This window comes from Halomonas rhizosphaerae, from assembly GCF_030012485.1.
GTDB lineage: Bacteria > Pseudomonadota > Gammaproteobacteria > Pseudomonadales > Halomonadaceae > Halomonas > Halomonas rhizosphaerae.
Genome location: NZ_JASCQQ010000019.1, coordinates 1 through 6534, shown reverse-complemented (window position 1 = coordinate 6534; position 6534 = coordinate 1). Strand labels below are relative to the sequence as shown.

Here is a 6534-nt window from a genome sequence, read left to right as displayed (position 1 = left end):
CGGGCGTGGCGCACCTGCAGCTCGGGGGCGTCGGTCTTCGCCAGCTCGATGTCGAACACCACCTCGGAGAAGGGGCCGTCCAGCTCGCGCCGGGCGATCTCGGCCGGGTCCTCGATGCGGCTGGCCGGCACCACCAGCTCCTCGCGGGTGGCGAAGGCGAAGTCGTCGAAGGTGTAGGGGTCGCCCGCCAGGTTGATCTGGGTGGTCAGGTGCTGGTGGCCCGGGGCGGAGATGAAGTAGTGAATGTGCGCCGGGCGCTGGCCGTGACGGCCGAGCAGGTCGAGCACCTGCTGGGTCGGGCTGTCCGGCGGGCAGCCGTAGCCGGAGGGGATGATGCTGCGCGCGGTGTAGCGGCCCTCGGCATCGGTAAAGATGCTGCGGCGCAGGTTGTACTCGGACTGGGTCGGGTCGAAGAAGGAGTAGCCGCCCTTGGAGTTGGCGTGCCAGATCTCGACCTTGGCGCCGGCGACGGGGTGGCCGTCGACGTCACGCACCTGGCCGGTCAGCCACATGGTCTCGCCGTCCTGGTCCTTGCCGTCGTCCATGCGCGCGAAGCCCTCGGCCTCCGGGGCGCCGGCCACGTAGAGCGGGCCCTCGATGGTGCGCGGGGTACCGCCCAGCAGGCCGCGCTCGCGGTCGGCGGCGTCCATGCGCATGTCCAGGTAGTGGTCGAAGCCCAGCCCCGGGGCCAGCAGGCCGAACTGGGTGCCATTGCCCAGCGCGTTGAGCACGCTGACGGCGGACCAGAACTCCTCGGCACTGACGTCGTAGTCGTCCATCAGCCGGAACAGGTCGGAGAGCAGGCGGTGTATGATCTGCTTGGCGCGCTCGCTGCCGCCGTCCTGGTCGAAGCCGGCGACGGTGGTCAGGAAGTCCTGGACCTCGGGGGTGTCGAAAATCTTTACGGTCATGGTCATGCTCTCGTCGTTGTCGTTGTGCCCTGCGGTCTCGTCAGGGATGCAAGGCCAGTGGTCGGGGCCTCCGGATGCCTGACAGGCCACATCTCGACGGAGGCGTTCTTGTTGTGGTGACTGGATTCTGGCCAGGCAGCGGGGGTGTCACCAATATCGTTTGAGTTCCCCTCCATACCTTAGGGGTATCGCCAGGGCTGCCGACACCTTCCCGTTCCTCCCGGGAACGGCGAAGACAACAAGATGAAAATCAATACATTGAAAGACACTCCTGGCCAGGCGTCGCGATGACCAGTCCTTCCGTCTGCGGCATGTCGACCGGACGGGCCGGGAGGGGGTGACAACCGACGGCCCCGGCCGCCCCCGGGGCGGGTTCCCGGACGCGGATTCACCCCTCCAGGGGACGAGGATTGAGACAAAAGGATAAGAGGCCGACGCGGCGGCGCCGGGAGGCGGCCGCACAAAAAGGGCCCGTGCTGCCGAAGCAGCCACGGGCCAAGGAGGAAAACGCCATGCCGGCGCTAGGGGTCAGCCGGCACTCTTTGCCGGGAAGCGCTTGCGCAGGGCCGCGCGCTCCTGGGAGAAGTCGAAGTCGCGGAACTCCACCAGCATCGAGATCGCAGCCCCCAGGATCAGCGCCCAGAAGGAGGCGCCGATACCGACGATCTGCAGGCCCGAGACCGCGATCAGGAAGGAGAACATCGCCCCCACCTCATGCTTGCCGGAGAAGGTGATGTGCATCGCCGAGCTGATCACCCGCAGCAGCGCGAGGCCGGCGATGATGGCGATGAAGTAGCTCGGCATCGCCTCGATCAGGCTGAACACGAAGCCGTAGAAGGGGGCGGCGACCACGAAGATGAGGCCGACGATCACCGCCGCCACCCAGCGCTTGTCGTGGGTCCCCGCCTCGGGGGAGGAGCAGATGCCGGTCATCGGCGCGGCGATGCAGGTGCTGTGCAGGTTGAAGAAGGCCGACACCATGGTGCCGATGCCGCCGACGAAGGTGATGGCATTGGCCGGCGCCTCCTTGTAGCCCATGCCCTTGACCAGCCCCACGCCGGCGGGCGTCTCCATGCCCACCAGGATCAACGCCAGCGGCAGGCCATAGGCCAGGAAGGCGTCCATGGAGAAGGCCGGCATGATGAACTCGGGCATGCGGAACGAGAACTCCACGCTTGAGAAGTCCGCGCCGGAGAGCGCCATGTAGAGCACGCCCACCACCAGGGTGACCACCAGCGGCGGTATCCGACGCAGGAAGCGCGCCGAGAGGAAGAAGGCCATGATCATCACCACCGCGGGGATCAGGGCGTTCTGCAGGGGCATCACCATGTTGGTGCCGAACTTTAGCAGCACGCCTGCCACCATGCCCATGACGATGGGCATGGGGATCAGCCGCATCACCAGGCTCATCCAGCCGGCCAGGGCCACCACCACCGAGATGGCGCCCGCCATCAGCGTCGCCCCCAGGGCCTCGTTGAGCCCCACCACGGGGATGATGGCGGCGAACAGCAGCGCGCCGGGGATGGAGTTGGCCACCGGCAGGGGAAGACGGTAATAGGCCGGCAGGATCAGGCCGAACAGGCCATTGATGAAGAGGTAGCTGATCACCCACAGCAGGGTGAAATCCTTGGGCAGCCCCGCCGCGGTGCCGGCGCTGATATGGATGATGCCGGCGCTGAGGCCGAAGATGCCGGCGACCACGCCGGCGCTCAGGTTGTCGGCATTGAGGTCGCGCAGGAAGTCCCGCGGCGCCGTCGCGAGGCCGGGGCCTTTCTCGAGGTGTCTCATGCTGTGCTCCAGGGGCTTGTTGTCGTTGCTGTCGGAAGCCACGGATGGTCAGGGGCAAGGCGAGCGGGCGGCCCGAGGGCCACCCTGGCGCAGGGTTCAGCCCTGGTCGCCGCCGCCCACCGGCAGCACACTGCCGGTGATGTAGCTCGCCTCGTCGGAGGCCAGGAAGAGGATCGGCGCGGCCATCTCGTCCAGGGTGCCGTAGCGCTTCATCAGGCAGCTCTGCTTGGTCTGGTCGATATGCGCCTGGAACCAGGCTCGCTCCGTCTCGTTGCGGGGCTCCGGGGTGCCGCGGGAGATCTTCCGCGGCGGCGCCTCGGTCCCGCCGATGCCGGCGGCCGCCACGCGGATGCCGTGCTCGGCGACCTCGAAGGCCAGGGACTCGGTCAGCGCGTTGACGCCCCCCTTGGCCGCCGAGTAGGGGATCCGGTGGATGCCCCGGGTCGCCACCGAGGAGACGTTGACGATCACCCCACCGCCCTGCGCCACCAGGGTCGGCAGCACCGCCCGGCAGCACCACAGCGTCGGCATCAGCGAACGGTTGACCTCGGCGGCGATCTCGGCCTGGGTGAACTCGGTGAACGGCTTGAAGTTGATCGCGCCGCCCACGTTGTTGATCAAGATGTCGATCCGGCCGAAGTGCTCCACCGTGCGGGCCATCACCTCCTCGGCCCCTTCCCAGGTCTCGAGGTCGGCCTGCAGGGCGATGGCGTCCACGCCCTGCTCGGCGAGCCCTGCCACCACCTCATGGACCAGGTCGGCACGGTCCACCAGGGCCAGGCGGGCGCCCTCGGCGGCGGCCCGCTCGGCGACCCGCTGGCCGATGCCCTGGGCCGCGCCGGTGATCACCATCACCCGGTCCTGAAAGCGGGGGGCGTCGAAGCGTTGCGCGCTCATGACGCCTCCCCCGGTGCCTGGTTGGGAGTGAACTTCTCGTAGTGGAAGCTCTGCGGCACGATGCCCTCGGCGTCAAAGTGCTTGAGCACGGCATCGACCATCGGGGGCGGCCCGCACAGATAGACATCGATGTCGCCGTCGTGCAGCACCTCGGCGTCCATGTGATGGGTGACATAGCCCTTGCGCGGATGCTGGCTCGCCTCGTCCACCACCACGGTGGAGTAGGTGAAGGTCGGCAGCCTCTCGGCGAAGGCGTCGAGGGCATCGACCTTGACCAGGTGATCATCCTTGTTGACGCCGTAGATCAGGTGCATCGGCTGGTCGCTGCCCTGCCCGTCTTCCCGTTTCTGGGCCAGCTGCTCGAGCATGGAGAGGAAGGGCGCGAGGCCCGTGCCGCCGGCCAGCATCAGCACCGGGCGGGTGATCTCGCGCAGGTAGAAGCTGCCCAGCGGCCCGGTGAGCGAGAGGCGATCGCCGACCTTGGCCTGCCGGGTCAGGTAGCCGCTCATCAGGCCATTGGGGATGTTGCGGATCAGGAAGGTGGCCCGCTGCTCCCCGGGCTTCGAGCTGAAGGAGTAGGAACGGTGCGCCTCGCTGCCCGGCACGTCGATGTGGATGTACTGCCCCGGCAGGAAGGCCAGTTCGGCCCCCTCGTCCAGGTCCACGGCCAGCTCGATGCTGTCCTCGGAGAGTTGCTCGACCACGGCCAGGGTGCCCTCGATCTTGCCGACCTGGGTCTTGCACAGGCTGGAGGCTACCGGCACCTGGATGACGCAGTCCGAGGACGGCACCATCTGGCAGGTCAGCACCTGGCCCTCGGCGGCCTCCTCGTCGGAGAGCGCCTCCTCCAGGTACTCGTCCCCCATGTCGAACTCGCCCTGCTCGCAGTGGCCCTTGCAGGTGCCGCAGACGCCGTCGGAGCAGTCCATCGGCAGGTTGACCTTCTGCCGGTAGGCGGCGTCGAGGACCGTTTCCCCTTGCTTGCAGCCGATGAAACGAGTGACGCCGTCCTCGAAGTTGAGTGCAATGGTATAGCTCATGGTCGAATCTCCTCCCGCACCGGGTCAGATGTGATAGATGTCGATGACCTGGTGGATGTAGTCGTTGTTGAGTTGCACGACTTTTCTGGTGATCAGCGGCGACTCCCCCGACACGTCCAGGGTGTAGAAGGCGCTGCCGAAGTAGCTGTCGGTCTTCTTGTAGCGGTGGCTCAGGGTGTGCCAGTTGAAGCGCAGCTTCACCGTGTCGCCTTCCTCCTTCAGCACCTCGAGGTTGGTGATCTGGTGGGTGGTGCGCGGCTCCGGCGTGCTCGCCCCGCTGCGCTCGGTCTTGATCCGGTAGACCCGGTCCTCGAGCCCTTCGCGGTTCGGGTAGTAGATCAGCGAGATCTCGGCCTCGGGGTCCCGGGTCAGCTGGTCGTCGTCGTCCCAGGCCGGCATCCAGAACTCGGCGTCCTGGCGGTAGCACTCCAGCCACGCGTCCCACTGGCGGTCGTCGAGCAGGCGCGCCTCGCGGTACAAGAAGGCCTGGATATCGTGGTAGCTGATGCTCATGGTCTCTCTCCTCAGGCGGACGCGGTGGCGATAAACTGGCTGCGTTCCTTGTCGATGGCGCGCAGCATCTCCTCGACCCAGTGCTTGTGGTGCAGCACGTAGAGGCCCTCGTCTTCCGGGGAGGCCCCGCTGAGCAGCGGCTTCATGTCGATCGCCTGGGCATTCTCGTCGGCCCCCTCGATCCACTGCCTGGCGCCGCGCGAGAGGTCGTTCCACTCGGCCAGCGCGCCGTGGTAGCCGTCCTGGCAGGCGCGGAATTCCTCGAGGTCATCCGGCGTGCCCATGCCCGAGACGTTGAAGAAGTCCTCGTACTGGCGGATGCGCACCCGGCGGTTCTCCGCGGACTCGCCCTTGGGCGCGAAGCAGTAGATGGTGACCTCGGTCTTGTCGACGGAGAGTGGGCGCAGCACGCGGATCTGCGTGGAGAACTGGTCCATCAGGTAGACGTTGGGGTAGAGGCAGAGGTTGCGGGTCTGGTTGACGATGGAGTCGGCCCGCGCCGCGCCGAGCTCGGCCTCGATCTCGTCCTTGCGGGTGTAGACCGGGCGCACCTCGGGGTTGAGCAGCCGGGTCCAAAGCATCATGTGGCCGTTCTCGTAGGAGTAGAAGCCGCCCTGGCTCTTCGACCAGCCATCGGCGTCCACCGCCTTGGTGCCGCCGGCGTCGTAGTTGCGACGCTCCATGGTCGAGGCGTAGTTCCAGTGCACCGAGCTGACGTGGTAGCCGTCGGCGCCGTTCTCGGCCTGCAGCTTCCAGTTGCCGTTGTAGGTGTACGACGAGGTGCCGCGCAGGATCTCCAGGCCGTCCGGCGCCTGGTCGACGATGTTGTCGATGACCTTGGTGGTCTCGCCCAGGTACTCCTCCAGCGGCAGCACGTCATCGCTCAGGCTGCCGAACAAGAAGCCCTTGTAGTTGGCGAAGCGCGGCAGGCGCTTGAGGTCGTGGGAGCCTTCCTGCTTGAAGCCCTCCGGGTAGGCGCCGTTCTTCTCGTTCTTGGCCTTGAGCAGCTTGCCGTCGTTCTTGAAGGTCCAGCCGTGGAAGGGGCAGGTGAAGGTGCCCTTGTTGCCCTGCTTGCGGCGGCACAGGGTGGCGCCGCGGTGGGCGCAGGCGTTGATCAGGCCGTGCAGCTCGCCCTGCTTGTCGCGGGTGATGACCACCGGCTGGCGGCCCATGGTCACGGTGTAGTAGTCGCCCGGCTCGCTGATCTGGCTCTCGTGGGCCAGGAACAGCCAGTTGCCCTCGAAGATGTGCTTCATCTCCAGCTCGAAGAAGGCCGGGTCGGTGAACATGCTGCGGTGGCAGCGGAAGATGCCGTTGTCGGCGTCGTCGACGACGGCGCCGCGGACGCGTTCCTCGAGTTGGTCAAGCTGGGTGGTCATGATCCA

The 6534-nt window shown here is 67.0% G+C and carries 6 protein-coding genes; all 6 read right to left on the bottom strand.

Going from position 1 to position 6534, the window contains the following annotated elements:
• Window positions 1-911 (bottom strand): catechol 1,2-dioxygenase (gene catA, locus QLQ86_RS09215; protein WP_282816692.1); only part of this gene is annotated, 911 nt, incomplete at its 3' end.
• A 528-nt stretch (window positions 912-1439) separates the two neighbouring features.
• Window positions 1440-2699 (bottom strand): benzoate/H(+) symporter BenE family transporter, encoded by a 1260-nt coding sequence (locus QLQ86_RS09210; RefSeq protein ID WP_282816691.1) that lies wholly within the window; start codon window positions 2697-2699, stop codon window positions 1440-1442.
• Window positions 2700-2795: 96 nt separating this feature from the next.
• Entirely contained in the window at window positions 2796-3596 is an 801-nt protein-coding gene (gene benD, locus QLQ86_RS09205; protein ID WP_282816690.1) for a benzoate diol dehydrogenase BenD, read from the bottom strand.
• Window positions 3593-4636, bottom strand: a complete 1044-nt coding sequence (benC, locus tag QLQ86_RS09200) for a benzoate 1,2-dioxygenase electron transfer component BenC (RefSeq protein WP_282816689.1) — start codon at window positions 4634-4636, stop codon at window positions 3593-3595. Before benC ends, benD begins: the two co-directional genes overlap by 4 nt.
• A gap of 24 nt (window positions 4637-4660) precedes the next feature.
• On the bottom strand, window positions 4661-5149 hold the full coding sequence (gene benB / locus QLQ86_RS09195; RefSeq protein ID WP_282816688.1) for a benzoate 1,2-dioxygenase small subunit: 489 nt from the start codon (window positions 5147-5149) through the stop codon (window positions 4661-4663).
• Between the two features lie 11 nt (window positions 5150-5160).
• The gene (locus QLQ86_RS09190) at window positions 5161-6531 is read right to left on the bottom strand and encodes a Rieske 2Fe-2S domain-containing protein (RefSeq protein ID WP_282816686.1); all 1371 of its coding nucleotides are present in this window, start codon (window positions 6529-6531) and stop codon (window positions 5161-5163) included.
• Between the last annotated feature and the right edge of the window lie 3 nt (window positions 6532-6534).